20 protein-coding genes, 1 tRNA gene and 1 pseudogene are annotated in these 26395 nt (G+C 52.8%); 8 read left to right on the top strand and 14 right to left on the bottom strand.

The annotated features are described in order from the left end of the window. Nucleotides 1–10 precede the first annotated feature (10 nt). Nucleotides 11–1498, top strand: a complete 1488-nt coding sequence (locus JIN85_RS17285; RefSeq protein WP_200273143.1) for a malate:quinone oxidoreductase — start codon at nt 11–13, stop codon at nt 1496–1498. A 46-nt stretch (nt 1499–1544) separates the two neighbouring features. Here JIN85_RS17285 and JIN85_RS17280 read toward each other — a convergent pair whose 3' ends face one another. Then, complete coding sequence (locus JIN85_RS17280; protein WP_200273141.1) at nt 1545–3134, bottom strand: OpgD/OpgG family glucan biosynthesis protein; 1590 nt, start codon at nt 3132–3134, stop codon at nt 1545–1547. A 120-nt stretch (nt 3135–3254) separates the two neighbouring features. Then, a complete protein-coding gene (locus JIN85_RS17275) occupies nt 3255–7139 on the bottom strand; it encodes a glycoside hydrolase family 9 protein (RefSeq protein ID WP_200273140.1) in 3885 nt (1294 codons plus the stop codon). A gap of 250 nt (nt 7140–7389) precedes the next feature. Between JIN85_RS17275 and JIN85_RS17270 the strand changes: the two genes are divergently transcribed. Then, nucleotides 7390–8397, top strand: coding sequence for a bile acid:sodium symporter family protein (locus JIN85_RS17270; RefSeq protein ID WP_200273138.1), 1008 nt, complete (start codon nt 7390–7392; stop codon nt 8395–8397). Between the two features lie 60 nt (nt 8398–8457). Then, nucleotides 8458–8943: a hypothetical protein gene (locus tag JIN85_RS17265; RefSeq protein ID WP_200273136.1), complete on the top strand. Its 486-nt coding sequence runs from the start codon at nt 8458–8460 to the stop codon at nt 8941–8943. A gap of 69 nt (nt 8944–9012) precedes the next feature. On the opposite strand, the gene JIN85_RS17260 is transcribed toward JIN85_RS17265, so the two are convergent. The 9 genes and pseudogenes from JIN85_RS17260 to JIN85_RS17225 all read right to left on the bottom strand — a co-directional run bounded on the left by JIN85_RS17260 (nt 9013) and on the right by JIN85_RS17225 (nt 20353). Beyond that, on the bottom strand, nt 9013–10377 hold the full coding sequence (locus tag JIN85_RS17260; protein ID WP_200273134.1) for a hypothetical protein: 1365 nt from the start codon (nt 10375–10377) through the stop codon (nt 9013–9015). A 26-nt stretch (nt 10378–10403) separates the two neighbouring features. Beyond that, on the bottom strand, nt 10404–11759 hold the full coding sequence (locus JIN85_RS17255; protein WP_234047490.1) for a hypothetical protein: 1356 nt from the start codon (nt 11757–11759) through the stop codon (nt 10404–10406). A gap of 108 nt (nt 11760–11867) precedes the next feature. After that, a pseudogene (locus JIN85_RS22335) lies at nt 11868–12344 on the bottom strand (RNA polymerase sigma factor); the annotation flags it as partial. A gap of 294 nt (nt 12345–12638) precedes the next feature. Then, on the bottom strand, nt 12639–14024 hold the full coding sequence (locus JIN85_RS17250; RefSeq protein ID WP_200273129.1) for a 3-keto-disaccharide hydrolase: 1386 nt from the start codon (nt 14022–14024) through the stop codon (nt 12639–12641). Nucleotides 14025–14190: 166 nt separating this feature from the next. Beyond that, complete coding sequence (locus JIN85_RS17245) at nt 14191–15345, bottom strand: hypothetical protein (protein ID WP_200273127.1); 1155 nt, start codon at nt 15343–15345, stop codon at nt 14191–14193. 57 nt (nt 15346–15402) lie between these two features. Beyond that, nucleotides 15403–15648, bottom strand: coding sequence for a hypothetical protein (locus JIN85_RS17240; protein ID WP_200273125.1), 246 nt, complete (start codon nt 15646–15648; stop codon nt 15403–15405). Between the two features lie 487 nt (nt 15649–16135). Beyond that, nucleotides 16136–17005: a translation elongation factor Ts gene (tsf, locus tag JIN85_RS17235; protein ID WP_200273123.1), complete on the bottom strand. Its 870-nt coding sequence runs from the start codon at nt 17003–17005 to the stop codon at nt 16136–16138. Between the two features lie 75 nt (nt 17006–17080). Further along, nucleotides 17081–17764, bottom strand: coding sequence for a 30S ribosomal protein S2 (gene rpsB / locus JIN85_RS17230; protein WP_200273121.1), 684 nt, complete (start codon nt 17762–17764; stop codon nt 17081–17083). A gap of 162 nt (nt 17765–17926) precedes the next feature. Further along, the gene (locus JIN85_RS17225) at nt 17927–20353 is read right to left on the bottom strand and encodes a transglycosylase domain-containing protein (RefSeq protein WP_200273119.1); all 2427 of its coding nucleotides are present in this window, start codon (nt 20351–20353) and stop codon (nt 17927–17929) included. Between JIN85_RS17225 and JIN85_RS17220 the strand changes: the two genes are divergently transcribed. Beyond that, nucleotides 20352–21542 carry a class I SAM-dependent methyltransferase gene (locus JIN85_RS17220; RefSeq protein WP_200273117.1) on the top strand — a complete coding sequence of 397 codons (1191 nt, stop codon included), beginning with the start codon at nt 20352–20354 and terminating at the stop codon, nt 21540–21542. The two genes, JIN85_RS17225 and JIN85_RS17220, sit on opposite strands and share 2 nt — an antisense overlap. A 10-nt stretch (nt 21543–21552) precedes the next feature. On the opposite strand, the gene JIN85_RS17215 is transcribed toward JIN85_RS17220, so the two are convergent. Next, nucleotides 21553–23115: a hypothetical protein gene (locus JIN85_RS17215; protein ID WP_200273115.1), complete on the bottom strand. Its 1563-nt coding sequence runs from the start codon at nt 23113–23115 to the stop codon at nt 21553–21555. A 270-nt stretch (nt 23116–23385) separates the two neighbouring features. Between JIN85_RS17215 and JIN85_RS17210 the strand changes: the two genes are divergently transcribed. After that, nucleotides 23386–23467, top strand: a tRNA-Leu gene (locus JIN85_RS17210). A 47-nt stretch (nt 23468–23514) separates the two neighbouring features. Here JIN85_RS17210 and JIN85_RS17205 read toward each other — a convergent pair. Both JIN85_RS17205 and JIN85_RS17200 read right to left on the bottom strand, forming a co-directional pair. Then, nucleotides 23515–24774 carry a tyrosine-type recombinase/integrase gene (locus JIN85_RS17205; protein ID WP_200273113.1) on the bottom strand — a complete coding sequence of 420 codons (1260 nt, stop codon included), beginning with the start codon at nt 24772–24774 and terminating at the stop codon, nt 23515–23517. Next, nucleotides 24771–25574 (bottom strand): S24 family peptidase, encoded by an 804-nt coding sequence (locus JIN85_RS17200; RefSeq protein ID WP_200273111.1) that lies wholly within the window; start codon nt 25572–25574, stop codon nt 24771–24773. Before JIN85_RS17200 ends, JIN85_RS17205 begins: the two co-directional genes overlap by 4 nt. A gap of 112 nt (nt 25575–25686) precedes the next feature. Between JIN85_RS17200 and JIN85_RS17195 the strand changes: the two genes are divergently transcribed. The 3 genes from JIN85_RS17195 to JIN85_RS17185 form a co-directional block, all read left to right on the top strand. Further along, nucleotides 25687–25845, top strand: a complete 159-nt coding sequence (locus JIN85_RS17195) for a hypothetical protein (RefSeq protein ID WP_200273109.1) — start codon at nt 25687–25689, stop codon at nt 25843–25845. A gap of 3 nt (nt 25846–25848) precedes the next feature. Next, nucleotides 25849–26100 carry a hypothetical protein gene (locus JIN85_RS17190; protein WP_200273107.1) on the top strand — a complete coding sequence of 84 codons (252 nt, stop codon included), beginning with the start codon at nt 25849–25851 and terminating at the stop codon, nt 26098–26100. A gap of 77 nt (nt 26101–26177) precedes the next feature. Further along, the coding region (locus JIN85_RS17185) for a hypothetical protein (protein WP_200273105.1) at nt 26178–26395 on the top strand (218 nt) is incomplete at its 3' end.

Below are 26395 nucleotides of genomic sequence, written 5' to 3'. Positions count from 1 at the left end.
GGCCGCGCGTATGAGTCACAACAATATCAAGGCCACCCCCGACGTCGTTTTAGTGGGAGCCGGAATCATGAGTGCCACCCTGGGTGTGTTGCTCAAGGAGCTCCGCCCTGACATCACCATTGAAATTCTGGAAGCAGCGGCAGCCATTGCCGAAGAAAGCTCGAATGCATGGAACAACGCGGGCACCGGCCACGCGGCGCTTTGCGAGCTGAACTACACGCCGGAGGCAAAGGATGGCTCGATCGACATTTCCAAAGCGGTCAAAATCAACGAGGCTTTCGAGCTTTCGAAACAACTCTGGGCCAGCCTGATCGAGCGTGGCTCGATTTCCGGCCAGTTCCTCCGCCGGGTGCCGCACATGAGCTTCGTCCACGGCGAGGAAAACGTCTCCTACCTGCGCAAGCGCTACGAAGCGATGAAGGATCATCCTTTCTTCGCGGAAATGGTTTACAGTGAGGATCGCAAGCAGCTGCAGGAATGGATGCCGCTCGTGATGGAAGATCGCGATGAGGCCGAGCCGCTGGCTGCGACCCGCGTGGAGTCCGGAACCGATGTCGATTTCGGCGCACTCACCCGCAGCATGATCGAGTGGCTGCAAGCCCAGCCTGGCGTGAATGTGCGCCTCGGCCATCAAGTGACCGATGTTGTCCGTCAGCCGGATGGCTGGATTCTCAGTGTTGAGCCGGATTTCGAAGATATCTACGATTTGAAGGCAAAGTTTGTCTTCCTCGGTGCTGGCGGTGGCGCCTTGCCGCTGTTGCAAAAATCCGACATCCGCGAAGGCCGCGGCTTCGGTGGATTCCCGGTCAGCGGCCAGTGGCTGCGTTGCGACAAGCCGGAAATCGTCGAGCAGCATTTCGCGAAAGTTTACGGCAAGGCATCCGTCGGTGCTCCCCCGATGTCAGTACCCCACCTCGATACGCGCGTCATCGACGGCAAAAAATCGCTGCTTTTCGGCCCCTACGCCGGGTTCACCACCAAGTATCTCAAGGACGGCTCGCCGCTTGATTTGCCGATGTCGATCCGCCCCGGCAACATCATCCCAATGGTCGCGGCTGGTTTGCAAAACATCGACCTGACCAAATACCTGATCGGCCAGGTCATCCAATCTCCGGAAGATCGGTTAGAGGCACTGAAGGAATTCATGCCTTCCGCGAAGATGGAAGACTGGGATCTCGCCATCGCCGGTCAACGCGTGCAGGTGATCAAGAAGGACAAGAAAAAAGGCGGCATCCTGCAGTTCGGCACCGAAGTCGTGGCATCCGCAGACGGCAGCATTGCCGCCTTGTTAGGAGCGTCTCCTGGAGCTTCGACTGCAGTGGAAATCATGCTCCGCATTCTGGACCGCTGCTTCCCGGAAGAGATGAAAACGCCGGTGTGGCAGGAAAAAATCAAGCAGCTGATCCCAAGCTACGGTCAATCGCTGGAGAAAAATCCAGAACTCTATCAGACCACCCGCAACTGGACTTCAGAGAAGCTCGGTCTCAAGGTTTCCTGATGTTTCTTCAGGGAGCGTGGCCACCTGTCCACGCTCCCGAATCCGATCAAGCCGGAGGCGTCCACTGGTAGACCCAGGTTTCACTCAGTGGCAAGCCATCTGCGTGAAGCAGGACGCGGAGGTTGATCGGCTCGCGACTGTTGTCGGTGGGTTTGAGGTCAAAAATGACCCGGTAGCCATTGATCGAGGCCAGCGGCCGTGCGGATGGGATTTCGATTTCACCGCGTGATGCTGAGATCTGTGGCTCGACTTTGACTTCACGGCCGAGCATCGGAATTGATCCACCGGCGAAATCGATGGCAAAGCGCCGTGATTCGTAAGTCCGTTTCTTGCCGACGACGCCGCCGATTCCGGTGCGGGTCGCAACGACTGTGGCCAGTGGACTCCCGAACGGCATGATGCGCCCCCAGTGCAGGCGGTAGCTGTAGAGCAATTCCTCGCCAGGCTTCGGTTTTTGTTCCGGGTTCCAGAAAGCGACGATGTTGTCGAAGGTTTCGTCTTCGGTGGGAATTTCGATCAATTGGACCGAGCCTTTGCCCCAGTTGTTTTTCGGTTCGACCCAGAGGCTCGGGCGTTTTTCATAGAAAACCCCGTCGTCCTGGTAGTGATCAAAATCCCGATCGCGCTGCAGCAGGCCGAAGCCTTTCGGATTATCATCAATGTAAGCATTGAACCGGAGCCCTGCAGGATTGGTTAGAGGCCGCCAGATCCACTCGCCGCCTCCGGTCCACATGGCCAGCCCATCCGAATCGTGAATGTTCGGACGCCAATCGTTTGCCTTCCGTCGATCGTTGGTGCCGCATTGGAACATGCTGGTTAGAGGTGAGATGCCCAATCGCTCGATTTCCTTCCGCGGATAAATCGCGGCATCGATATCCATCAAAAGATTTCCTCCAGGGGTGATATCGAATCGATAAGCGCCGGTAACGCTGGGTGAATCTAACAACGCATACAGCGTGATGATCGGGGAATTCGGTTCCGGGCGTTGAAACCAGAACTGCGTGAAGCGTGGGAACTCTTCCGCACGTTCCATCCCGCAGTCCACGGCCAGGCCACGGGCGGAGAGTCCATATTGCATATCTGCCCCGACCGCGCGGAAATAGCTGGCACCCAAAAACGCAGCGACATCGCGCGTCGGGTCGGTGTGGAAATTGAGCCGGAATCCGGCAAAGCCGAGATCGGCAGGCAAGGCCTTTCCATCAATCCCGCTCTTGCCGTAATCAAACATCGCCGGATCATAGGCAATCTCGCGGGCTGTCCCATCGGCGATCTCATGCATGGTCACTCCATGCAGTGTGTATAGCCCGAGGTGGAAAAACTTGGCCTTGAACTCGGTGTCCTGACCGCCCCAGAGCGCATGATCATTGCGATACTGGATGGCTTGATATTGATCCCAATCCAGCGCCTTTACGGATGCCGGGAGACGATCTTCAGGGGCTTTGTAAGCTTGTCCTGAAAGCGCACGGGCCTGACCTTTCAGCCAGGCGTAATCGAAGGCCTGGGCAGTTCCGGTGAACTTCAAACCCGAGGCTTTCGCAGGAGTGGTGGCGGCAACGGCTGTTGCGCCGAACAATTGAGCCAATGGAAATGCTCCAAGGCCCAAAGAGGTGGTTTTGAGGAATTCGCGACGTTCCATAAATGAGGACGGTAATGCGGAATCGATAAGATCTTCGGTGAAGAAAGCGCGGATATTTCGATTTCCACAGCACTTGTCGAGCTTGGCGTTTCCACTCGGCAAAACGACCTCGGGTCGGACTCAGCGCACGATGTCACTGATCCGGACTTCGTCGATTTCACCATCGAAGTTTCCGAGGGTGAACAACCAATCCGGTGTCCGGCCGTAGTTGGATTGTTGGGTGCCGGTGTAGAGGCATTGGTCGTTGATCCAGACTTCAACCACTGAATTGGCGTCCCGGGTGATTTTGACGAAATTCCAGGTGTTGATCGCGACGGCACTTTGCCAGGCGGTTGGCATGACCAGGCCGTTTGCTCCGCTGCGAACTTTAGGCACACTCGGGCTATCCCACTTGTCCTGAAACACTTCAAGGGCGCTGTCCCAATGTTGATAAAGGGAGAGCAGGGGGTAACCGGCGACACCGTAAGCTTTGTAGGAGCGAGGATAAATCCAGCCCTCAATGGTCAGCGGAGTTGCCGAGTTGCCCGGAGATATCAGACTGTCGGCAAAACTTGCCGTCAGCGTATCGCCGAGATTTGCGAATGAGGCGGTTTCACCCGATGGGAGCGTCATCCATCCGAGGTTGCTATTAGATCGTGTGGCGCTGCCGTTGGCGGTGAGGTGGTGGCCGTTGCCGGAAGCATCGTTGAAGTCGCCATTGAAGTGATAGAGCGCGAGGGTGTTGGCGTCGGCCACAAATTCATCCGGTGGCGGTGGATAGCGGACGATGCTACTGATACGGACCTCGTCGATGTCGGCGTCGATATTTCCCAAGGTCAGCAGCCAATCGGTGGTTCGGCCATAGTTTGGCGCGGCCGAAACCGTGGAGACACAGACGTCATTGATCCAAACCTTGAATTCCGAGTTGCTATCTCGCGTGATTTTCAATCGCTGCCAGGTTCCGAGCGCGATCGCCGATTGCCAATCGCTTGAGGACAGCAGGCTCTGGCTGCCTGCAGCGATACTCGGCACCGCCGGGCTGTTCCATTTCCCGTCGGTGATCGCGAGGGAGCTGTCCCAGTGCTGGGTGAGCGCGATGACGGGGTAGTTGTCGTAGGAATAGGCTTTGTAGGCTCGCGGGAAAATCCACGCTTCCAGCGAGAGCTCGGTTGCCGTGCTGCCGGGGGCGATCAGCGAGTCAGGAAGGGTGACGGTAAGGGTGTCGCCAAGATTGGAAAATCGTGCGACCTCGCCAACCGGTTGCTTCATCCAGCCCGAGTTGCCAGCCACGAGCTGAACATTTCCGGCGGATGTTAGATGATATCCATTGGGTCCTGAGTCCTGGAAATTTCCGTCGAAATGATAGAGGGCGATGGTATCGGAATCCGATAGATAGGCGTAGGAGCCATTGGCGAATTTGGTGGAATAACTCGCAGCCGCGCTGACCCGCCGCCCGTCTGGGAGAACGGCTTCAGCTTCGACCCATTGAGCTCCGACGGCCACTGGGGTAAAGGTCCAGCTGGTTCCGCCCATCCAAGGTTGCTGGTCGCTGCATTCCCAAGTGATCCGCGCATTGCTCAAATCCAGTCCCGGGCAGGACAAGCTCACCGTGATCGGCTGGCCGACTGGCACGTAATCGGTAGGTGCTGAAATGACCGGAGTGGCTGAGGTCCAGGACTGTGAACCAGCGGGTGAAATGGCTGCCCAATAAGCCAGGCTCGCAAGGATGCGACCTTGTTGGGGAACGACGAACTCGGTCATCGTGTTATAAGAATCTCCCCAACGATCATACATCGGATACGGTGCGGTGGTGGCTCCGTCCGGCGGAAATGTTAGATCGCCGAGTTCATAGCCATAGCTGCCGATGTAAGCGAAGCCGGGTTGAATGTTGCCAATGGGAATGCCGGATGGTGGAAGCACCCGTTGGTCATTCTGGGCGTATTGATGCACGATCTCACGCTGCTGTTTCAGTCCGGAGCCGGTCAGATAGGAAACATTCACCGGATTGCAACCGAGCTCGAAGTTTACATTCGCGATTACGGCATCGTGGTAGCTTGAATCGAGCGTGAGTTGGTAGCCGGTTGTTAGATCGAATGCCCGGTCGCTTGAAAAATACCAGCCGGCGGTTCGTTGCAATTTGGACTCGATCTCGTAGGAGCTGCCATACGCGCAGTCATCGGACCGGTCGCGTGCATCATCCGCTGCAGCGATGATTTCCGCCTCGCACTTCGCCAAATAAGTCGAGTCCAATTGCGAAGCCGTGAGCCGACCGGAGCGCGCGGCAAACGCATACGTTCTGGCTGCGCAACCGTAGCTCTCGAACAAATGCCACCAGCCCCAGCGTCTGGTGCTGGAAGCCGATGGATCATACCATTGGTCAAGCTTCTGCTGATAGATCGGATCGCCGGTCGCCGCAAACATCGCGGCCGCGGCCCAAGCCAGCTCATCATCATGCATGAAGATGTCACCGTAGTGAGTGAGTTTTTGGTAACTACCATCTTTGCCGTAGAGGTTGATGGCATTCATCAGGAAATCCCAGCCCGCTTGTGCTTTCACCATGTAGGCTGCGGCTTCCGTTGGGAATTGTTGTTTGAACAAAGGCGACGAAGCCATCTCCGCGAGTGCGGCAGTGGCGGCCGCAGTGGCGGAAGTATTCTTCGGCCAGACGACTTGTTGGTCTCCCGCATCGGGCAAGACGTCATTTTCGTATTTCCGATCCCTTGGGTAGACGAGAAAGAAGAACCCGCCATCGTCGTCTTGCATCTTTGCGAGGAAATCCGCCTCCACCTTTGCCATTTGCAGCAAATCACTTTTGCCATCGCCGCTTTCCGGAATGCCTAGGTTGTCCAATGCTCCGACACCCGGGAAGGCGTCAGCGCCGAAGGCGAGGTGATGAACCAGCTGGGCGGAATTGATGGTGTATTTGCTATAATCTCCGGCATCGTGGTGACCGCCCGAAACATCGATCGAGCCGGTCTTGATGATGGGATAAAGTTGCGATGCCACATCCTTCAGCTGCGGCGCGGTATGGCGTGAATTGTTCGCGTAGTCGCTGCTGGCGGAGGCGATGAATCCCCAGGTGTTGGCGAAATTTGCCTCCGGTGTTGGGATCAATGCGGGGGCGGTATGGCAAGCTGCATGAACGTGGCGACTGAACGGAAGTTCGACCGCGTGTCCGCAACGTTGATTGTAAATTCCGATCGCATAGCTGCGCGCGAAATTCATCATCATGCCATTATCGATTCGGAAAGGCAATGAGGCTCCCAAGCCGTCGACGACCAGTCGGTAAGTGCCCTGGGTTTGGAAGCTGGAGAAATCCGCCGAATAAGTTTTTTGGTATGGCGTGGGGGTATAGGTGAAACCGACATCCGGTCGGGATTGCAAGGTGCCGGTGAAAACCGAAACTCCCGTCGCATCATCCACCAGGGAAAACGAGGTGGATGGCAAGGTCAGTTCTCCCGCACTTCCTAAATAGTAGCCGACCATCGCTTTTTTGGGCGAGGTGGTTTCATAGCCCTCCTGATTGACATGAATCGCCGAGCTTCTGCGCAGCGGTTCCATCGTCGTGGAATAGGTGCGCGCTGTGGTCGAATCGCCGTCCCAACCTGTGGTCGTTACGACGATTTCATCACCCGTGTTCAGAGGTGTGGAGAGTTCGAGGAATACGCGGTTATCGATGCGCAAGTCGCGCACGGCCAGCGGGGCATAAAGTGGTCGACGCCGGAAACTATAAACCGATGCTGTGACCGCTTGGCCGTTTACGGTAACGGAAAAGTTGGTGGGGGCGACGAAGCTCCCGGACGAATCGACAAAATCCCATGAGTCCGGTGTTCCCCCTTGGGGCTCGCTGTTGATGCGGATGAGTTCCAGAAGCTCCGGAGTCAGAGCTCGCATGGCGGATTCTCCGGGCTGAGGCATCACGGCGTAATAGCCTTCGACATCATCCAGTGCATTTGCGGAAGCAGGTGAAAGCGCATGCGCCAACAGACCCATGACCGTGAAACTCACTTTCAGATGCCGATTCATGTTGAAGAGAAGCCAAGATATCGGCAACACGTCCAGCTGAAATCAGCGGCGTGGATTCAACAAGTAGGGAACCATTAGTAATGCTCAGATTATAGGCTACTAGGCAGCGCTATGGGATCAAATCGTAACTATGGTTGGAATGAATGATGGAATCGACTGAGATGATCCAAGGCGAACAAACCTTTGTTTTGCTGGATATGGCTGTTGCGTGCTGATGCGAGAAGGGCTTATTTGGCCGCGCACAGCATTCATGAGTGACGGATCGCCATCATCACCCCATCAGATTTCCTGGATAAGAAAGAACGGGTTTCTGGTTGCGCTGTTCAGTTGTGTGGCGGCGGCATTCGTCTTTCCGCAAGGAGGCGCGCGCGATGGGGTTTTGAATCCGGACCTGATCAACAATGGCGGCATTGCCTTGATTCTGTTTTTGCAGGGCCTCTCGCTCGCGTTCGAAAAAATTCGCAGCGGGGCGGGGAATTGGCGTCTTCATTTGGTGATCCAGATTTTCACCTTTGTGATATTCCCGCTGGTGGGATCAGGGCTTAACGCCTTGGTGCCGTGGCTTTGGAAGAGCGAACCTCAGGCGATTCGTGATGGCTTTCTATTTTTATGTGTTTTGCCGTCGACCGTCTCGACCTCGGTTGTGCTAACGGCAGTCGCACGCGGCAATACCCCGGGAGCCTTATTCAACGCCGCGCTATCCAATGTTCTTGGTGTCGTTTTTACTCCGCTACTGGTTCACTGGCTGATGACTGGTGCGGGTACGGCGCAAACTGAATTCGGCCCGCTGTTACTGAAAATCGTTGCCCTGACCTTGGTTCCATTTGCACTCGGAATGATACTCCGACCCTGGTTGAAAAACGTGGTCGATCGCAGGAAAATCTGGGTCACCCGAATCAGTAACACGGTGATCATTTTCATGGTTTACTGTGCTTTTTGCGAGTCGGTCGTGGAACGGGTTTGGAGCCGTTACGGCGCGGGAGACACGCTGTTGACTGCCTTGTTCGTGCTGTTGTTATTTACCGGCATGTCCTTGTTGATCCGGCTGGTCTGCATCGTGTTGAGGATGCCACGAGAGGATTCCATCGCCGCCTATTTTTGTGCGGTGAAGAAAACTTTAGTCATGGGAGTGCCACTTGCCGCTGTCATCTTTGGCCCGGGCGGTGAGCTATCGCTCATCTTGCTTCCCCTGATGATGTTCCATCCATTGCAATTGTTTGTGAACAGCCTGTTGGCGACTCGATGGGCTGAACAATAGCACCCGTGCCGTGGGCGGCAGCAAGCTTCTGATGAATCGGTCGATCGAGTTGGATTCATCATGGATTCGCAATTCGCAAAGCCGAGGGTGATTCGATGCGAGCAGGCATTTTTTCCTTCCCTCCAGATCAGATCATTCAATCATTTCGGGCAGATGAGAGAAAATCAGACCTCACGATTGATTGCGAAAGTATTGATGTGGACTTGGTGGGGCTTTCTCGCCTGGGGCTGCTTGCCGATTCATGTCTTCCTGGCCACAAATGACGCAAAGACGAACTCCTTATCAGGTTCCTCTGATGTTTTTGGGCTGGGAATGATGATCATTCCGTTTTGTGTCTGGATGGCTTGGAGGTTTTTGCTCTTACCGAAAATTGCTAATCCATGGCTTCAAATGGTCCTTTTTGGGATCGGTGTATTTTTTAGTCAGCAGATCATCTTTTATGGCATCTTTTTAATGCCGACGTACCGGATCGTGTTTTATGGAATATGTGCAGTGGCGATGCTGGCATATCTGCCATTTTGGGTGAAACCGAAATCAAGATCCTGAGCGGCGTCTCCGGTCTGGCAGATATCCCCAAGCAGTGCTTCACAAGGTACCACATCAAACCATGATTTGTTAGAAGCCGACCTCCACTCGAAGTGGTGTTTTCCCATTACCATTGCGATCGGCCTCTTCAGCTGCGCGCAAAACCTTTGCCAGATGCGAGCCGTCTGCGAGCGATTCACGCCAGTGGTCGGCAGATGTTTTGTCCCGCTTTTGCCAATCCTGAAATATTTCCCAAACGCACTCTTTGGCTCGCTGCGCAGGAAGAGTTGCTACCCATTCGAATGCAGTTTCGGGATCGATCTTCGCCATGGAGGTTGCATAGGTTTGGACCATGGGTGCCTTTAGTGAGAATTCCGCTGGGCAATTCGAGAGCCAGTTGCCAGCAGCTTCATAGTCTTTGATCAGCCACTTGCGCATCATCTGCCGAATCCCGTTTTCATCTTTCAGTTGGGTGACGTGTGCTCCAAACCATGTCACCCATTGTGCAATCTCCTCTGATTTCAACCGATTTGAGTTGATACCATCGGCGATGCCATAGATGGCCAGCTCCATTTCTCCTTCGGAGAAATTTGAGGCTTCCAACCATCGGCTCCCTTTCTCGAATCCGTCTTTGGTGGCACTTTGAGCAAAGAGTGGGAATGCCGATTTCATCACTTCTGAACGTTTTTCCGAATTTTGAATGTCCTGGGTGTAGTTGCGAAAACTTGCCAGAAGGTTCGAACGTTGTTCTGGACTTTGATCAGTTAACGCGATGGATTGCATGCAATCAGATGCATCAATTTCAAGTTCATCCATCCACTTGAATGCCAAGGATGGATTGCTTTTGGCCGCCGTGAATATCAAGCCGAGTTTGGCATTGCCGGTGACCTGTTCAGGCAATTCATCCATATGCTGGGTAAGCCATTTTTTAGCACCTTCCAAATCATCAACCGCTAAATTCTGGACGGAGAGCCGAATGTTGTATTCTGTGAAAGGTCCTATTCCCATGGTTTCAATTTCTTGATGGACCATCTGCAAATAAACGGATGGATACTTCCTTGTTAGTTCGTTGATGGGGAATCGGATGACGTCCATTCGTAAAGCCGGATCAATGTCTTGTGCGGCGTAGATTTTTCGGATGAAAAACTTTGATGCGGAGCCCATTGCTCCTACTTGAGTGGTGATATCCAAGACGCGCTGTTTGTAAGCGATGTCCATTTCAGAATCAGGCCCTTTTCTGGCAATGCCGATGAAAATGTCTGCCAACTCTTCCGCTTCTTTTCGCAAATTGGCTCGGGATTGGCTGGATCGATTCGATGCATTGGCGTGCTGTTTGGTTAGATTCGTCTGCACCGCCAGTTCAGATTTCAGATGCCTCAAATGAGAATGTTGGAACCAGGCGAATCCGCTTCCTGTGATCAGGATCAAAGCCGTGAAATATGCTGGAATTTTCATGGATCTATTCAGGGAAAAATAGTGGTTCACTTCTTTTTATCAATAAGCTGAGACATTTGCTCCCGAGTTTCTGGATTTGTTAGGCTATCGATCAGTTTGTTGACGATTGGTTGGAAGACGGAATCATGTTGTGAAGCTTTAATTAGAGGAATGAGAAGGTCGTCATTTCCGTCTGTCTGGTGAATACTGATAGCGATTGCCGCAGCTTCCTCGAAATCAAGGGCATGATATTGGGTGAAAAGCGCGAGTGGAATGATCTTGCCGGTTAGTTGATCGACTTGGTCTGGAAGTTTATTGCCTACCCACTTTCTGAAGGCTTCAATATCCTTCAGTTTTACTTTCCGATTTTCACTGAGTTTCCTGAACTTGGTCTGAGCAGCTCTTTGGATGATTGGGATCATTTCAGCGCTCGTAGCATGGATTTCGTCAGTGAATTGGGGGAGCGGGGAGAAATCGTCGCTGATTTGGAACTGCTCGATCAGGTCTGCAATGGATTGTATCGCTTCTTGTTCAGGCAATACTTCGCGCACGAGATTTACATAAGTCACCCGATCCTCCGGCCGTATGGATCTACCCATTTTATATGGAGTGAGCACCTCCTGTTTCATGTTTTCCGGGAAGTTACGGATTCGATTGGCGGCTGCCTGCGGATTACTGGAAAGCAGACCCCAGATCATGTGGCCTTCAAATCTCCAATATGGCGAGACTTGCTCATCCAAGCTCTTGCTCTCAAATCCTCCTTCGGCGATTTGCCTATCCAACCAGTCGATCGCATCACCGGGTTTCTTGGATGCGAAATTGGCCAATGCCGTTTCGAAGGCCTCTTGGTGAAACCCTTGCGAATCCGGATTTATCCGATCGGAGAACTTATTCAAAAAAACTCCGGGAATGTTGGTGGTAGCCACTTCCGTGATCAACCTATCAGCGGTGGCTTTGTCTTCATCGTTTAATCCTGTACTTTCGATCGCATCCAGCTCTTGAGCCAGTCGCTCATCACTTAATTTGGCCAGGCTTTGTTGGAAGTCGTAAGCAAACCGGATACCTGAATCTCTATTCTGTTGGTCAAGAGTCCTATAGTGCTCAACAACTTTGGGCCAATTGATGGAAGACTCCCCGATCTCTGATGTCGGCGATTTGGCAGAAACTACCGGACGGGAGGCGCGAGTTTTGATTGGAATCGACGCGACCGTGGGAGAGGCAAGTTGTTGTTCTGCTTTTGCGATTGATTGATGCTGTAATCCCAGGCCCGCCGAAACCAATAGAATGGCACCGATAGGAACAGCTACCGGGGTAGTTCTCATTGCATTCGCAGCAAACCAAGCGGTGACTGCTACTCCAATGCCGCCATTCACTCCTGCTGCTGCGATTGCTTTCGCAGCCATAGTCGATATTGTGGGGACGGCAGCTTGTGCATCAGCGCTGAAGCCAGCCGCGATGCTTGCGGAAAGGCTGGAGCCGGCTTGATAACCCCGCTTGGCGAGTTTGTCCCGCAGGCGATCGGTTGCGCGAGTGACACGTTTTTTAGCTGCTTCCGTCCCGATCCCAAGTGATCCAGCAATCTCTGAAATGCTGTGAGAGCGGTAATAACGCAGCAACAAAACCTCGCGATCCGTCTCGGAAAGTGCAGCTAGAGAGTCATCAAGAATCGGCTGCATATCTGCCCAAGCGGAAGTGGCTTCATCCATCGAGCGGGTTTGCATCTTGTTTTCGAGAGCTTCGAGTTTTCGTTTTTCACGGATATGTTGGCGCAGAACATTTTTCGCCTGGAGCAGGGAGGTGCGGTGTAACCAACCACCGAGGGTGTGACATGCCGCCAGCGATTTTGCCCGTTTGGCCAATGTGATGAACGTGAGTTGAGCCGCTTCTGCTGCCATGCTTTCGTCTCCGCAAGTGCGCCTCGCCGTTGAGTGAACCAATCCTGCGTAGCGGTTGACCAAGGCATGGAACGCACGCTCGCGTCGGTGCATCAGCCAATCTGCTAACAATTCGGAATCCGTTTGTAGGTTCTCGTCCATATTCAATCTAAAGTGTCCGCCCACGCCAATCCGGGGACAAGTATGTTTGTGGAGGCGCGGCATATCCAAAAATCCCGCGCCGACTTGGCGGAATGGTGATGGATCCATTCCGTCTAAAGGGGAGATCACTCCTGAACTTCATCTTCATTTCGCATGCATTGCGGACTTCATGGTGAAGAGAAATGATCAAAAAAAACGCCCGGCATCCTGGGGAGGAGCCGGGCGCAGACGGGAGCGAAGGCATGGTCAATGCTTCGAGAAATCGCGAATTTTGATATTCCGGAAATGAACGGTATTGCCGTGGTCCTGTAGTAGAATGTGTCCTTCTGGAAGTTCGCCGAAATGGTCCCAAACTTTGTATTTGCTGGCTGCAACCAGATCGCGCCACTCCTTCGAGCCTCGGTCGATCTCTATCGTTTTTTCTCCATTCAGCCAATAGGTCAAATGCTTGCCATCGGATAGAATGCGGGCGTTGTTCCATTCACCGACCGGATTCACTTTTTTGGAAGCAGGGGCGGGAATGAGATCGTAGAGCGAGCCAATCGTGCGATCGCCATTGTGGCCGAGCTTGGCGTCCGGGTGGCGGACGTCGTCCAGAATTTGGAATTCCGGGCCGATGGCAGAGCCCTTGCCTTGATTCATGTCGGGATCGACAAAAAATTTGATGCCGCTGTTCGCACCGGGAGTGATCTTGAAATCGACGCTCAATTCGAAATCGGAATACGGATCTTCGGTGATGATGTCGCCACCGGCCTCCGATTCGGCTCCGCCGGTTTCTTTCACCGTCAGGACCCCATCTTTCATGGTCCAGCCATCCTTCGGGAAGGTCGAAGATTTGGCACTGCGCCAGCCATTGCTCGTTTTGCCGTCCCAGAGCATTTTCCAGCCTGCGGCTTTTTCCTCTGCTGTCAGCGTGTTTTGCTCAGGTTCTGGGATTTCCTGAATGCGGATGTTCTTCCAACTTACCTGCGAGCCGTCGATTTCCTTGTGATCATCAATCGAATGAACCTGGAGCGCGATGAATCCGGAGGCCGTGGCGCTGTCGTCAATCGATGCGCATGGCGCGCCGTTCAGTGTGGTTTTAAGGTGGTGGCCGATGGCTTCGACACGCACATGATTCCACCCTTCCTGTTTGAAGATCTTGCGACCTTGTTCGGTGAATTCCTTGGCATTGCCACCGAGTATGCCGGGGTAGAGCCAGCCGCGGCGGCCTTCGTCGTAAATGCCTGCACTCCACCAGCGGTTTTGAATCGGATTCGGATCGATCTCGATCTGATAGCCGTGGACGCGATTTGCGCTGATGTTGATGACTTTGCCGTTCCAGCGGATTTCGGATGGAGTTGCGAATGATTGGCTGCGGATCTGGACTCCGGAGTTGAGGCGGGGATCCACCTTGAAATCATACTCAAGAATGAAGTCGGCGTAGTCCCGATCGGTGCAGAGAAAGGAATTGGCCGTGTTCAAGGTCGAGGTGCCAACGATGCAGCCGTCTTCTACTTTGTAACTAGCCTTGCCTCCGCGTTGTACCCAGCCATCCAGGTTTTTTCCGTTGAATAAGGGAGTCCAGTTTTCGGTGGCGAAAAGAGTTCCACAAGTGGCGAGAAATAGGAGCGGAGTGTGAAGGCGATTCATGAGTCTATCTATAAATAGATACGGAATCTGTAGGGCTTTTCTACACAGAAATCTTATCTTTTTCCATAAATATTGATTTGATGGCCTATCTATTTGATTTTCAGTGAAGATATAACGATCCAGTCGTGAAAAGCTCTAGCAGAGTGCGTTATACAAGGAAGCTTGCCTATTTTTTCTCCCAGTTATCCAACACCTTTTTGGCAATTTCACTGGCGCTTGAGTCTGTCTTTGCCCATTTGGTATAAATGCTTCTTAATAATTGCTCTTTGCCTTCATCCATTTTTTCATGCATTGCGAGATTCCAAGCATTTTCGGGATCGCTATCAGCCATATTGATCACGATGCGACTCATGGCAGCTTGCCGGTAATCGCCGTTCGGGAGATCTTGTGCCCACAATAAGGTGGCGTTGGGATCGACTGTTAACCATGTGGCGACTGCGGTTCCTAAATCTTCAGGGGTAGTGCTCTCAGTATTTCTTACGACATAATTAGCTGCATTTTCGGGATCTTCTTCCGCCCATCTGCTTATCACTGCCTGTCTCGCGCCATTTGTGTTTGAAATTTCGTTAGATGAAACGATGTCAAATATCTTTTGGAAATCCTGATGGATGTTGGCAGCAATTACTTTCATTCCCGATAGATCTCCTTCTGCAGGCAAAAAGAATTGGTATTCTTCAAAGGCGCGAACGGGGTTACTTAATGCTAGAACAGTGCATTGTCCCGTTAGAAATTGCTGCTGCGAGTGAGTATCTACTAGCTGCTCCATAACATTTCGGATAGCCGCGTCATGGCCCGCCACTTTGGAAAACTTAATGCCGAGATTATAGCTGAGTTCAGCTTTGGCTTTTTGGTCATCGAATTGTGCAATCCAGCGAGCCATATCTGGATACTCGAAATTTCTAGGTAATTCTTCGAATAATTGCAAACTTGCAACCGTGATAGCCATTCGGTTTGAGGAGTATTCTTTTGAATTAATGATATACGCCAGAAATTCTGCTAGTTCATGTCCTTGTAGTCGGTTGCTAGCATCTTGAATTAGTTGACTATGTTTGTCTGCTAATTCGAGGCCTTTTAAATTACTCGAAATGGATAGCCATTGTTCTATGTATGTCTGAGAATTTGCGTTTTTTATAGATTGTCTTGTTATTTTAATGGAAGAGCTTTTTGGATGACGGTAATCTTGTGTGCGCAATCGATCGCTTCGTCGATTTGCAGCATATTCCTTTTTATCTGAATGAGTTAATTTCGTGACAAGGATTAATATGCTTAATAAGAGTATTAAAAAGGCTGCTATAATTAATATATTTCGCTTTCTTTTCATGGACTCTTGGATGATAAGATCTTATTTGTGTTGTAATGGGTTTTTATGTGGATCGTATCAAGGATTTGAAAAATATCCCCATTTTGCGCCGTATTCTACCGTAAATTTTTTCTTGTAGCGCGTGATGGTGCCATCGTTAGTCTCGGTAGTTAGTTCTTTATAACCGAAGGTTATTTTTGGGTTTTTCGTTAGAGCGGGGTCGTCAACAACAGTTGCCGTTTCATTAGTGACAATATCATCCGATGTTGTCACCGCCATTGGTATTCCCCCAGCCTTGAGAGTTCCAGCTCCTCCAGTGGTCACGTTTGGTGATCCAGTAATTAATGGAGTGTTATAAGAAGGTTCGGTGAGGTCTGTATATTCGTATGCTGAAGATTCACTAGCGGTAAACGTAGCATTTCCTGTGTTGCTATCCCAACCGCTTACCCAAATGGTGACGTATATAATCTATGACGAGGCTTCGAAGTTCCAGTTGCAGCTATACTGCCAGTAGCGGTTTCGGTAGCAGTTACAGATGCTTCCGTACCCAATCCTGTCCCTCGGGTTAATAGTGTGACAGCTCCTGCTGTTAAAGCTGTTTTTTAATAAAATTCCGACGGTTCAAATCATTTGAAGAATTCATAATAATATTGGTTGAGTTATCAACTCGAACTTTGCTACTACTCTCATTACCTTTTGACAATCTTTTTTTCAATAAACCCTAAAGCCCAAAAAACACCCGATCGCATTTGCCATCGGGTGTTAGTGTTAGAATTTGGATCTGGGATTGGCGCGATTGGCGCTCTCGCGATTACTCGCCGAGGCCGAAGCGGACGAAGCGGGTCACAGTCAGGGTGTCGCCGACTTCCTTGCCTTTGGCTTCGAGGAGGGCGGTGACGGTGACTTTGTCGTCTTTCACGAAACCTTGCTCAAGGAAGCAGCTTTCTGCGAAGAACTTGCCGATTTGACCCTTGAGGATGTTCTCGATGATGTTGGCTGGCTTGCCGCTTTCTGCGAGGCGGGCGCGATAGATTTCGAGCTCTGCATCAACGACATCTTGTGGGATGTCTTCGCGGGAAAGACCTTTAGGTGCGCAAGCTGCAATGTGCAGGGTGAGGTCCTTGATCAGCTCTTGGAACTCAGGCTTGCCTGCGGTTTCTGGTTTGGTGGTGCCGACTTCGAGGAGAACGCCGACCTTGCCACCGAGGTGGATGTAGGAAGCTACCACGCCGCCTGCTGCTGCGTCGAAGCGAACGTATTTGCGGAGTTGCAGGTTCTCACCCACTTCCACGACCTTCGACTTCACGGTGTCCGCGACGGTCAGCTCGCCTTTTTGTGCGGCCAGGGCAGCGTCGAGATCAGCGGCTTTGGTTTCGACGAGGAAATCAGCGATTTCAGAAACGAACGCCTGGAAGTTCTCGTTACGGGAAACGAAGTCGGTTTCGCAGTTGATTTCGAGAAGGATGCCGGAAGATGCATCGTCAGCAACGCGTGCGGTGATGATGCCTTCGGTGGCGGCGCGGTCGGTCTTGGTGCCGGCCTTCATGATGCCGCGCTCGCGGAGGAGCTTGATGGAGGCTTCGATGTCGCCGTTGGTTTCGGCAAGGACGCGTTTGCAGTCCATCATGCCGGCGTTGGTTTTGTCGCGGAGTTCTTTGACGGTGGCAGCGGTGATTGTCATGGTGAAAAGAAGTGAAAGGTTCGGATGAAAACGGGCGACCCGCCGGAAAGACAGGCCGCCCGCGTGACAAAAGGGTTAGTTTTTGCGGGATGCGACCATGCCATCGACCAGGTTCTGGAGGATGATGCGGATCGAGCGGATGGCGTCGTCGTTGCCAGGGATCGGGTAATCGATGAGGGCTGGGTCCGCGTTGGTGTCGACGATGGCGACGATTGGGATGTTCAAGCGGCGAGCTTCAGCAACGGCGATGGTTTCGCGAGCGGAGTCGACGATGACCACGGCGTCTGGCTTCTTGTCGAGATTGCGAACCCCGCGAAGGTTGCGGAGAAGCTTCTCACGCTCACGGCCGAGGGCGGCGAGCTCCTTCTTGGACATCGACTTGAACTCAGGTTGCTTCTCGAGGTTTTCGAGATACTTGAGGCGCTCCACGCTCTTGCGAACGGTGGTGCTGTTGGTGAGCATGCCACCGAGCCAGCGATGGTTGACGTAGTGTTGGCCGGTCGCCTCAGCCGCTTCGCGGATGGCGTCCTGAGCCTGGCGCTTGCAGCCGACGAAAAGAACTTTTTTGCCTTTGCCGACGAGATCGGCGAGGAAATCGGAAGCTTTGTCCAATTGTTGGACGGTCTTCTCGAGGTTGATGATGTAGATCCCGCCTTTGTCCTTCATGAGGAAGGGCTTCATGCGTGGGTTCCACTTTTTGGTTTGGTGTCCGTAGTGAACGCCTGCGTCCACCATTTCCGAAATGAGATCGTTGATCATATATTTTTGGGATTCCTGCCTTGATTCAGGACAGGCGATTCTTGAAGATCAGCCGCTTGGGATTCCCTACGATCTTCGTTGTTTCCGGGCGGCACGAGAAGGGGCGGGGAAACTGGGCAAATCAAACGCATTTGGCAAGGGAAAACCTCGCCCGGCCGGAGCTCAGTCCGGAATGATGTGCAGGCGGGGCGGGCGTTTGAGGTGAATTTCCTCCGTTTCGCCATCAATGTCGAAGCTGTCGAGCACGTTGGTCCGGTGGCGGATCAGCCCGCTGGTGGCAGAGGTGGGGGTGAAGCTCGGGACATCGGTGTGGTAGGGATCGTCACCGATGAGGATCGGCTCCTTGGGTCGGATCGGCACCACATCCAGGGCTGGCATGTGATTCAAGGCGGTTTCCGGAGAAATGGCTTGGTCAATGACTCCTGAGTGAATGGTGCAGAACGGGATGTTTTCGGTGCCTTTGCGGAAAAACTCGGTGATGGCGGTGGAGCGGGTGTGCATGGTTCCAGCGGCCGGGTCTTCTTCGAGTTGCTGGCAGAACTGGGTGGCCCGCTGACCGGAAACCGAGCAGATTTGGAGAGAAACGGTGCTCGTTGGCGGCAGGAATTTCCCGCCACTGAAGGATGGGGCCGCTGCGTTCATCGTTGCCTGCCAGATGGGCATGGCCAGATCCCGGCTGAAAGCACCGGGGTAAATCGAGTCACCTCCCTGCAGGAAACCGGTCCAGACGCCACAGGTGACTCGTTTGTTGTAACCGAGGAACCAGGTGTCGCTGAAGTCATGGGTGGTGCCGCCCTTGCCAGCACCCTCGAATGGCTTTTCGATCAGTCCATTCAGCGCACCCGATGAGCTGCCGTGGTCCAGAGAGCCAGCCATCATGCTGTGGATTTGCCAAGCGGTGGCGTCATCAATGATCTGCGGTTCGGAAACAGCGGTTCGCGGGCGGCGGTAAATGACTTTGCCATCCGGATCTTCGACCCGGTCAATGTAGACCAGCTTTGAGGGGCCGGCTTTGCCAGCGCGGGCAAAGGTAGAAATGGCCCGCACGGCCTGTTTCATGGAGACAGGTTCCCAGCCGACGCACAGACGTGGCAAAAGTTCGGCTTTCTGCATCGGGAAGCCAAATGCGACACCGGCATCCACAATATTCTGCAAGCCGACGTCATTGCCGAACCGAATGGTGGCGGCAATTTTTGAATCCTCAAACGCCTGCCGGACGGTGATCGGGCGCCGTTCATAAACCGGGGACTGGACCTCCATTCCGAATTCTCCGGGGATGCCCTCAAGGCCGCCGATCATGACACTGCGGTTATCCAGCTCGGTATCTTCCACCATGGTGGCGGGTGTGCGACCACTGCTCAGACCCGCTGCGTAGAGAAACGGGAAAAATGCGGTGCCTAGCGGGCGTTTGCCCATTTCGATGAAATCATACGGAGCCTGCGCGTAGTCCCTGCCGCCGACGTGGGCCAGAACCTCGCCGGTTTCATGATCAACCATCAGAACCGCGCCTTGCAGGTAGCTGGGGGGCTTATTGGAATCGCTGTCGTAGTCGCCGTATTTCTGCCGGGTATAGCCCGGGTTTTGCTCGGCTTTCGCCAAGGTTTCACGGAGTGATTTTTCCGCGGCTTCCTGCGCCTCAGCCAGGATGGTGGTATGAATTTTAAATCCGCCGGATTCCAAGGCGTCTTCGCCGAGCGCTTCGGCCACGTTCTTGGCGATCAGTTCATAGAGGTGGGAAGTGCTGCGCTGGAGCGGGTGGGAGTTGACCTTCAGAGGCAGTGCCTGGAGCCGAAACATTTCCTGCTTGGAGATGAATCCTTCGTCTTCCATCCGACCCAGAACATAGTTCCGGCCTGCGCGGTTTTTATCCGGGTTGTTGAGCGGTGAGCGATCGGTCGGGTTTTTGATCAAGGTCACCATGGAGGCGCATTCCTCGGTTCCCAGTTCCATCGGCTCTTTGCCAAAGTAGCCCAGTGAGGCCGAACGGATGCCGTAAAATCCGCTGCCGAAGTAGATCCGGTTGAGATAAAATTCGAGAATCTGCCGCTTGGAGTAGCGCTTCTCGATGCGCATGGAGAGAAATGCTTCCACCAGTTTTCGTTGGATGGTGCTCTCATGGCGCTTTTTGGCTTCGGCCTTCAGACCATAAGCATTTCGAGCGAGCTGCTGGGTGATGGTGCTGGCTCCCTGGGTGCTGCCTTTGTAGTTGAGCCAACCCGCGCGGATGACGCCCATGTAATCGACCCCGCCGTGTTGGAAAAATCGCGAGTCCTCTCCTGCGCAGAGTGCATCGATGAAATTTTGGGGCACTTTATCGATCGGGATCACGCTTCGGTTTTGCACGAAGATCCGCCCGATCTCTTTGCCATTGCGGTCGAGCATCAAACTCGGGATTTCCAGATCATTGATGCGATCCAGATCGTAGGACTCAGCGCGTTCCCGATACTTCCGGGTGTAGTTTTCCGCAAAAATCCCACCTGCGACACCGCCGATGAGCATGAGCAAGAGCAATCCCAGCCACAGACGTTTGCGCTTGTAGAATGGCTTTTTGCGCTTCTTGTTCCGGGAACTATTGAGGTTTTCCGACATGGCAGATTCCAAAATTTCCCCGCTGGATACGACGGAGACCGTCCATCTCTACTCGACGCCGGGGGCCGCCGCAACCCCTGCGTTGCACCGGATGATTCAGGAGCGGATCAAGCATTCGGGGCCACTTGCTTTCTCAGATTTCATGGCCATGGCATTGTATGAACCGGGCCTGGGCTATTACGCACGGGGCTTGGGCCAGACCGGGCGCGATGGAGATTTTTACACCAGTGTGAGCGTTGGGCCGCTGTTTGGTCGATTGCTGGCGCGGCGCTTTCTGAATTGGTGGGAAAATGCGGGATCGCCGAATTTGTGGCGGATGGTGGAGGTAGGCGCCCACGATGGAACCCTCGCGCACGACATTCTGAGCGAGCTGTCCGTTCTGAACCCGACTGCATTTTCGGCGGTGGAATATCGGATCATTGAGCCACTGGAGCAGCTGCGTGAGGCGCAGATGGCAAAGCTCGCGGGCTTCGGGGCAACCGTGAAAGTGACTTCCGGTTCAGATGATGCGATAAAGCTCCCGGGAATTGTTTTTGGCAACGAGGTTTTGGATGCCTTGCCGTTTCAGATCGTTGAAAAAACCGGGGATCATTGGGCCGAGCTAAAAGTCGGGTTGAGCGGAGATGAGCAATTCGAATGGCGGGCAGCTCAAATAGACCCGGAGTTGTTACCGAAAATTCTGAACACAGAGATCGACACATTTCCGCAGGGATACCGGACAGAAATCAGGGACTATCGGGGCTTTCTCGCGCCATTCCGGGAGCTGATCGATGCGGGATTGTTGATCTTTCCCGATTACGGCTACGCCCGGCCCGAGTATTATCATCCCGATCGCACCACCGGGACCTTGCGCACTTTTTCGAAACATCAAGCTGTGGAAAATCCTCTCGAACGCCCCGGCGAAATCGACATCACCGCGCACGTTGACTTTACCACCTTTGCTGAGCAAGCCCATGCACTTGGGTATCGCGCGTCGGCATTTCAGTCGCAAGGACATTGGCTTACCCAGCTTGCATGGGATTGGTTGCTGGCGCAGGAAGGCAATCCGGATGTGAGCGGATTGAGGCAATTCCAGTCACTCACGCATCCCGGTCATCTGGGTAGCCGGTTTCAGGTGATTGAGCTGGCGTGGAATGATGCAACCGCGGCACCGCTTTCCGCACCGGATGCTCATCGGCTCGGATGCTGAGCGGGGCATTTCAATCCGGAATCGGCAAATTCATTTCGATAGGCTCATCCGGCAACGGCGGGTGGATGGCAATCGTGACTTTCGTTCCTGGAGTAAGAACACCGGGCGGAAACGCCCACATCCTCTCTCTCCTGAAATCATAATGATCGTTGAAATGGGAATAGTTACTACCCAGCTCTAACGTCAGGCCGCTCGACCTCGATTCGTCCCCAATGAAGATGCGGGTTTGAGCCACTTGGAAATTGGCAAAATAGTTCTGGATCGAAGTCTGATCGAATTCGCCTTCATATTCCATTTTAAAGCACTCCCAATCCTTGGTCGCCCCGTCAATAAATACGGTGTCGTGGTAGTATCCGATCTGAACCGTCGGAGGATGGGTAATGCCAAAGAGTTTCGCATCCTTGAGCGTGGAGAACTGGATTTCTTTTCCATCTGCCGAAACGGTTCCTTCGAAAATCGCCAAACCACGCGAGCGATCCTGCTGGAAATCTTCATTTCGTTGATAGTCGAAGTGGAGCGTGAACCATTTGGATGATGCGGGAAATGCCGCACCGAGCCCTGAGTCGGGACCCACAGAAGTCAGCTGCAGAGAGTTGCCCCATTCATCGGTCGCATAGACTAGGGAATTCGGGAAAAATGGCTCAGGGTTTTCAACTCCGGGGTGGATGGTTTTTGTATAAGCAAATTTGAGGTCTACGGCGGAAAATGGATGACTGCCCGGTCGCTCGATTTTGGTGAGATGTTTCGCTGTCAGGATAAAATCATTTCCATCGTGGCTGTAGGGCAGCGGCGTTGGAGAAAAATGGGCCGGAGCCGTGTGGATATCGGGATTTGGCAAGGTGAACTCCAATGGTTCTCCATGCTGCAACACGACTCTGAATTTCAGATTCTTCAAATCACGGCGCCATGCAGGCAGCACGGAGATAAAGCGGTTCGGCCATTTTTTCTGAATGAGAAAAGGGCCATACAGATTGATCCATCCCGAATCTGGATCCTGATGCTGCAGTAAAATCCCCAAACCTGCTTTGGCCATCGCCGATTGCAACATCTCTTCCGTTTCATCTTTTTGGTTGAGTCGATTGATCTCTCCAGTTTGGGAGTTTGAGGAAAACCGCGGATCGTCACACACTATTCCTCCATAAGCCTCAGTCCAGAAATAGGGGGATTTCAACAGCGTGTGACTTGGCCCCGAGAGCTGAAGATCGATGAGCATGGCGGCATGACTCGTATTCGGCTTAAATTTGATGCGGACCGGGATTTTATTTTTCTCATCGGTGATGACTTCCATGCCTAACATCAAAGACCTACTGGATTCTTCCCGATCCACCAAACTGAATGGGAGCTGATTCTCGGGAATGAGCTGCACAACATGCCGCCCCGTGGAAACACCCCACACTTCGATTTTCTGCCCATCCGAAAAATGAAATACCTGCAACGGTTTGTGCGAACTCTTTGCTCCCGGCGTTGCAAGCATCGCGATCAAAACATATGCAAAACCACCCAGAAGTGCACAACCGAGTATCCAGGCCAGCACGATGGCACTCTTACTTTTCCTCCTCGGCAGTTCCTCCATGCCGGATGCTAACCATCAGTTGAAACAAGGCGATGGGAATCCTGGCTGATCAGCAAATATCGGATCAGTCTGACAGTCCCGACTTCTTCCTAAATTGTCTGAAAGTAGCCGACGCGAGTGAGATCTGCGTTGCAATGCACTTGTTTCATGGCTGTGGAATCAATTGCCGGAATGGCGATGGGGCAAATACGATGAGGATTCCGTGAATGGAACGCGATTTTGCTTTCCCGTCGGGCAGGCCATGTTCTACACCATCGCAAGCCGAACCCAGCCGGGATGGCGGAATTGGTAGACGCGCCAGACTTAGGATCTGGTATCGCAAGGTGTGCAGGTTCGAGTCCTGTTCCCGGCACTTTCCTTCAAGGGAAATAAGGGTGGTTTTGTTGAGTTTTCAACGATTCAGCGAACGCCCGATTTCTTGTTTTCGCTATCCAAGGTGCTTTCCATCGGATCATATCGGATCACTTTTGGGCGCATTTCGAACCAAGCCTCACCCTCCTCTTTTGTCCGTGGATTATGGTAATGACGGCGCAACATGGTCTCCGAAGTGCCCATCTCTTCCGCTACCTGTGGAAGGTTCCGAATGAGCGAATTCCTGAAGCTTCCGTAGGAGTGTCGTAAAACGTCCTGCGGCCAGCCGGTTTTGAAGACCACTTTTCCGAGTCTTTTCGTCTCCTCTTCTTCGGATGGATTCCGCATGCAAACCGGTCCAGTTTGGCCTTCCTCGACCCCTGCCCATTCGAGCCATGCGAGCGCTGCATCGCAGAGGGGGACTTTCCTCGGAGTGGCCACCTTTGAGACTTCTGCGGGTAGATGGATGACTTTGAACCGGAAATCGATTTCCTCACGGAGAAGTCCCCGTTTGCCCGATTTTGAAAATCCTTTGCGTCGTGTTGGGGCGATTTCCTCAGGCCTGAGGCCGCAGAAAGCTCCCAATACCAGCCAGGGACGCCATTCCTCTACAATCGCCTCCGCAAGCTGCATGAACTCCCTAGGCGTCAGAACACGCCGTTCACCGTGGCCGACTTCTACACGTGGGAGGCGATCTGCAGGTGTGGACTCCTTCGGGTGAATTCCCTCAAGGACTGCCCAATTCCAAAAACTGACTAATGCGCCCCGGACATCGTTCCGGGTTTTTTTTGCTAAACCCGCAACGCGGCCGTCCCACCAGGTTTTCAGTTCGGCAGGGGAGATGTCGATGATACTGCTTCCTGCGAAATTCCTGGCCATGGGTTCCAGAACTCTCCGGAGATTGGCCAGACTACGAGTTTCCTCGCCTGCAGACTCGACTTTCCAGTTCATGAACCGCTGAACACTGGAAACGATTTCAGAGCTCCGCTTGCGGCTTTCCAGAAAGGTGAGAACAGCTGGCCAGTCTGAAGGTTCAGTCAGCCTGTGAACCTCTTCGAGGAATCGCTGGGCTTCTCGGGAGAGTGTCGACCATTGGATGTCGCCGCTGTCGATTTCTCCCAGCTTATCCCAAGCCGATTGCTCGGCTTCCTTCTTGGACCTGCATGTGACATATCGCCAAGACGAGTTCTCATTTTCCCTCCAAGCATAGCGCCAACGATCAGCGCCTGTTCGGGGGTGAGTCCATGGGTAAACGGTTAGAAAACTGTTTCCACGGCCTACCTTAAAGCTTTTACGCTTGGCGCTCATTGGTCGTCCTTGTCTAGCCAGCCAAGCCATTCGATCGGCTCTTTGGCGACGATTTCCGGGAAATCCGGGTTAATGGATTGCAGGACTTTGACCTTAGTTTTGCCGTCGATGACTGAAACATAAGAGATTCCAGCTTCGATCTCTGCTTTTTTCGCGACTCGAGTGTTGTAGACTTTCAGGGTTTTTTCTCCGTTCACTACGAAGAGGTAAATCTCACCTTTTTTGAGTGTCGGATTCTTCAGGCTTCCGCGCTCGCGCAGAATCACCGTAGAGCCATCAGGGAATTTAGGGGACATGGACTCGCCATGGAGCTTGCATGCGAAGCGGCCCTTTCCGAGATCTTTCGTTGGCGCGAAATACTCCACATCAGACGATGCAGGAAGCCCGGCTGCTGCGTGGTGCAGAGGAATTTCAGGGAAAGTTAGTAATGAATCGGAAACTGTGTGGAGACCTTCAATGAATCGTTCGACATCCATATCGACAATATCGTTTAAGGTAGTTTTCACCCATTCCCGAATGGTCATCCCCGCTTTTAGAGCAGCTCTTTCGATGGGGGCGTATTCAGAGTCACTGAACTCCAATACGAGATTGTGAGGGGGTTTGGCTTGTTGGGCGACGGCGTCTTCCTCCATTAGACTTCTAATCGTGATCTGAGCAGAGGCTGATATTTGCTGAGGATTCTTTTCCCTGAGCCAGTTACTGACCGCTTGCTTTGAAACGCCACATTGGTCTGCCAGCCAAACTTGGCTCCGGTGCATGTCTGCCAGCCATTTGTTCACGCTGTCGCGATTGATGTCCATGCCTGGAATTTACAGGCTTATTTACGAGAGTAAATAAAAATCAAATCAAGCATTGACTCAGGAACATGAGGTATGTATTCCTATTTACGTCATACGACAAACCGAGCCAATTATGAACTCAATCAGCTTACAGTATCCAGATCTTGGTAGCGCGGTGCTGATTAAGATCTTCCAAATCGCGGACATCCTCGCGATCACCCCGAAGGAGGCAACGAAGATCTATCTCGCGATCCAAGCCAAAAAGCAAAACGCCAACATTAGAAAGGCCTAGCAAATGATCCTTTCACCTAAAGAAAGAAAAGAAACTATAGAGCTGGCTGCCAAGCAACTAACTGCGGAGCTGAGAGCAAGTGTCGATATAGATGAACTTAATCTAATCGAACTTTCAACAGCTGCGCAACTGCTTGGCTTGTCAGCGACGCATGCAGCGAAAGTCTTACCCATTGTGGAAGTCGGCCCGAGAAGCCGTCGTGTGACTGTAGCCGCTTATAAAGCATTTATCAAAGAGCGAACCATTCAGAAATAATCCCGAAATATAGGGGTTAAAAATAACTAATCGGCACTCCCTGCGTGAGCTGTGCCCAGATCTCAAGATATATTAAAATGAATGCAAATATAGATACTGATAATATAAGTTTGGCGGGTGGGGTAACTCCTGCTCCTTGGGCGGTCCATCGTAACAGCGCGGGCGTTTTGGAAGTGATGGCTTCCAATGGATACGGGCGACAAACCGTGGCTCACATGGGGCTTGCTCCTGATATGGGTTATCTGGCGGGAACCGCGAAGGCGAATGCCCAATTGATCGCGGCTGCGCCGGATCT

The sequence above is a fragment of the Luteolibacter pohnpeiensis genome (genome assembly GCF_016595435.1).
Classification (GTDB): Bacteria; Verrucomicrobiota; Verrucomicrobiia; order Verrucomicrobiales; family Akkermansiaceae; genus Luteolibacter; species Luteolibacter pohnpeiensis.
Note: the sequence above shows the minus strand (reverse complement) of the source record. Positions and strands in the feature narration are given on the sequence as shown.

Coding starts and splice junctions, on each gene's coding strand:
- JIN85_RS17250 (WP_200273129.1), bottom strand. CDS start 14,024: ATGAATCGCCTTCACACTCCGCTCCTATTTCTCGCCACTTGTGGAACT.
- JIN85_RS17190 (WP_200273107.1), top strand. CDS start 25,849: ATGATCCTTTCACCTAAAGAAAGAAAAGAAACTATAGAGCTGGCTGCC.
- tsf (WP_200273123.1), bottom strand. CDS start 17,005: ATGACAATCACCGCTGCCACCGTCAAAGAACTCCGCGACAAAACCAAC.
- JIN85_RS17275 (WP_200273140.1), bottom strand. CDS start 7,139: ATGAATCGGCATCTGAAAGTGAGTTTCACGGTCATGGGTCTGTTGGCG.
- JIN85_RS17270 (WP_200273138.1), top strand. CDS start 7,390: ATGAGTGACGGATCGCCATCATCACCCCATCAGATTTCCTGGATAAGA.
- rpsB (WP_200273121.1), bottom strand. CDS start 17,764: ATGATCAACGATCTCATTTCGGAAATGGTGGACGCAGGCGTTCACTAC.
- JIN85_RS17245 (WP_200273127.1), bottom strand. CDS start 15,345: ATGAAAAGAAAGCGAAATATATTAATTATAGCAGCCTTTTTAATACTC.
- JIN85_RS17285 (WP_200273143.1), top strand. CDS start 11: ATGAGTCACAACAATATCAAGGCCACCCCCGACGTCGTTTTAGTGGGA.
- JIN85_RS17195 (WP_200273109.1), top strand. CDS start 25,687: ATGAACTCAATCAGCTTACAGTATCCAGATCTTGGTAGCGCGGTGCTG.
- JIN85_RS17260 (WP_200273134.1), bottom strand. CDS start 10,377: ATGAAAATTCCAGCATATTTCACGGCTTTGATCCTGATCACAGGAAGC.
- JIN85_RS17225 (WP_200273119.1), bottom strand. CDS start 20,353: ATGTCGGAAAACCTCAATAGTTCCCGGAACAAGAAGCGCAAAAAGCCA.
- JIN85_RS17255 (WP_234047490.1), bottom strand. CDS start 11,759: ATGGCTGCGAAAGCAATCGCAGCAGCAGGAGTGAATGGCGGCATTGGA.
- JIN85_RS17280 (WP_200273141.1), bottom strand. CDS start 3,134: ATGGAACGTCGCGAATTCCTCAAAACCACCTCTTTGGGCCTTGGAGCA.
- JIN85_RS17265 (WP_200273136.1), top strand. CDS start 8,458: ATGGATTCGCAATTCGCAAAGCCGAGGGTGATTCGATGCGAGCAGGCA.
- JIN85_RS17205 (WP_200273113.1), bottom strand. CDS start 24,774: ATGAGCGCCAAGCGTAAAAGCTTTAAGGTAGGCCGTGGAAACAGTTTT.
- JIN85_RS17220 (WP_200273117.1), top strand. CDS start 20,352: ATGGCAGATTCCAAAATTTCCCCGCTGGATACGACGGAGACCGTCCAT.
- JIN85_RS17215 (WP_200273115.1), bottom strand. CDS start 23,115: ATGGAGGAACTGCCGAGGAGGAAAAGTAAGAGTGCCATCGTGCTGGCC.
- JIN85_RS17200 (WP_200273111.1), bottom strand. CDS start 25,574: ATGGACATCAATCGCGACAGCGTGAACAAATGGCTGGCAGACATGCAC.